Source organism: Desulfobotulus sapovorans DSM 2055, from assembly GCF_059569355.1.
On sequence record NZ_JCANVJ010000019.1, the window covers coordinates 67,933 to 70,549 of the forward strand.

2 protein-coding genes are annotated in these 2,617 nt (G+C 48.8%); both read left to right on the top strand.

Features of this window, described 5'->3' with window-relative positions:
- The first annotated feature begins 355 nt into the window (after positions 1-355).
- A complete protein-coding gene (locus BR04_RS12495) occupies positions 356-553 on the top strand; it encodes a hypothetical protein (RefSeq protein ID WP_496356351.1) in 198 nt (65 codons plus the stop codon).
- Between the two features lie 1,107 nt (positions 554-1,660).
- The coding region (locus BR04_RS12500; RefSeq protein ID WP_496356352.1) for an AAA family ATPase at positions 1,661-2,617 on the top strand (957 nt) is incomplete at its 3' end.

The window sequence follows — 2,617 nt, forward strand, 5'->3', positions numbered from 1 at the left end:
GTCGCCCCCCCGCGGGGGCGTGGATTGAAACAATGAGGTCGGAGCGTAATGCCCCGGAAATGGCATCGCCCCCCTGCGGGGATGTGGATTGAAACAGTATTGTCCCCACGTACGTGGATGTGAACCGAGGAATTTGTGGCTGTAAGCGGCTGGTAACACTATGACCCGATGTTCAAGTTTTTCGATTTTTCAAGGGTTCCGCCAAGCAGTAGTCGTATATAACCTATTGATTTTAAAATGGTGCCACACTGGTTCTTCGTTATTTACCATGTAATAAAATCAACGCCTTATAAAAAAACTTGAAGATCGAGTATGACAGATCAGAAATCAAATCGTTCACTGACGGGAGGGGCACATGGCAAGAAAAGTGACACAGGAAGAAATCGAAGAAGCAAAAAGAACCGGCAATTTTGTTGACGGCACACAGGGCCTTAACAGCGACTGGATTCGTGCAGGCCGTCTTATAGCAAAGGCCGAGGCTGGCGACAAAGAGGCCGCCAGGAAGCTTGAAGAAATGAAGAATATCATGATGGTGCCTGAAGATACACTTTGACAGAAACGTCAGATTTTCAAGAATATCCAGGCGGTGCCTGTGGCTGAGTCAGGTTTCCCTGCCCCAGTACAAAAAGTGAGAGCACCTACGCAACAAGGTGTCAGCCCCCCTTTTACAAAACTGTCCGCCCTCCGGAAAGGGAAGCTGATCTGGGAATGCTGACGCAGTGAGGGGATCGCCGGATGACGATCCCCCCACTGTTCGGTGGCACCTACACGAGTTCGCCGTGCGGCACACCCGGTGCCGGTCGATGGGGGCGACTCCCCTGCGGCACCTTCGGTACATGAACTATACGACCCGAAGCGGATTGAAGCAAGAATGCAGGAGAGCCTTTGTCCCCACGCACGTGGGGGTGAACCGATGCTCACCCGCCACACCGCAGTCTGGAATTGTTCCCATGCACGAGGAATAAAGCGTAACCTTCAACTGTAACAAAGACTCGAAAAGCAGTCTGGCGAGTTGAGAGTATTTTCAGGTGATCCAGGTGAGGAAATGGTTGTCCTCCCTTGCTGTATTCTGAGCCGTGACAACTGGAAAGTCGCTCTGGCCAGTTGGACTTCCGGCCTTGCGTCGGCAGCCCTATGCGGGAGGTGAGCGTCCCGCCACGGCTTTCACAATTTCTGATGTCCGTAAAAAACGGATTACCACCTTATTTCAGCTATCGTTCCCATAATCCAACGTAGAAACGATGAATTTCATGGGTAAAAATAAATCTTATCCCGTAGTGCCGTCGCTTACCTCAACCCACCTGGAAAAACGGGGGCATACCTTCACCGGGGTGGCTCTTCTCCGGCAGCAGAGGTGCTACGGATCCAGCTTTCCGACCTGTAGAATGAAATTTGGAAAACGGCATCAGAGGTTTTGCTTGCAGAATCAGGATTCCTCCAGCAGGATTCATCCCATGAAATCATATTTTGACGCCAATAGCCGTTTCATGTGAAAAAACCCAGGGAGGAACAGGACAGCAGGCCATATCTGAACGCACGACCCTGCCACCATAGATCCTACGAAACCCTTCAGGAATTTCAATGATACCATTCCGCGACCCTTTGTCTTTGATCTGAAAGAAACCACAAAAAGCATATGCTCCGCCTGAAGGAGAAAAAAATGCAATACCCCTATGGCATCTCGGATTTTGAAGACATCATACGCAATGGTTATTTTTACTGTGACCGGACAGACAGAATCCCCGTTCTCGAAAGATCAAAATCCCAGCTTTTCATAAGGCCGAGGCGCTTTGGCAAAAGTCTTCTTCTCTCCATGCTGGCAAGCTATTATGACGTTGCCAGAAAAGAAGATTTTGAAAAGCTTTTCGGCCACCTTGCCATCGGAAAAAATCCAACGGAACGGAGGAATGCCTACTTCATTTTACGCTGGGATTTTTCCTGTGTGGATGCAGCGGGGGATTACCATGAAATACAAAAGTCCCTGTACAACCACATCAATGCCAGAATAGAGAGATTCATCACCTACTATACCTTCAGAGGCTTTGAGCTTCCTGAAATCAAAATCAATCCCGATGATGCCCTGTATTCCATGGAGCGCCTGCTTTCCGCCGCAGAGGTTGCGGGATACCCTGTTTTTCTTCTCATTGATGAATACGACAACTTCGCCAACACCATCCTCATGTCTCCTGCGGGCAAAAAAGAGGATTATGAGAAGCTTGTCCGGGAAGAAGGGATTTTACGCACCCTTTTCAAAGCGGTGAAGGCCCTGACCTCCAGCACCATGTTCGACCGGGTGTTCATCACAGGGGTTTCTCCCGTTGTTCTGAGTGATATTACAAGCGGGTACAATGTGGCCGAAAGTATTTATTCTGAAGCGGCTGTCAATGATCTCTGCGGGTTCAGGGAAAAAGAAGTAAAGGCTGAGATTGAGAAAATTGCCGCAGCCAGAAACCTTGGGGATGCGGAGATTGAGGACGCCCTCCATACCATGAGAAGTTTTTACAACGGCTACCTTTTTTCCATAGAAGCAGATGAATTTATTTATAATCCGACCATGTGTCTTTATTTTTTCAAGCAGTTTGCAGATAAGGGAAGATATCCAAAGGAAATGCTGGAT

Excerpts from the sequence above, each read along its gene's own strand:
- BR04_RS12495 (WP_496356351.1), top strand. The coding sequence starts at position 356 with ATGGCAAGAAAAGTGACACAGGAAGAAATCGAAGAAGCAAAAAGAACC.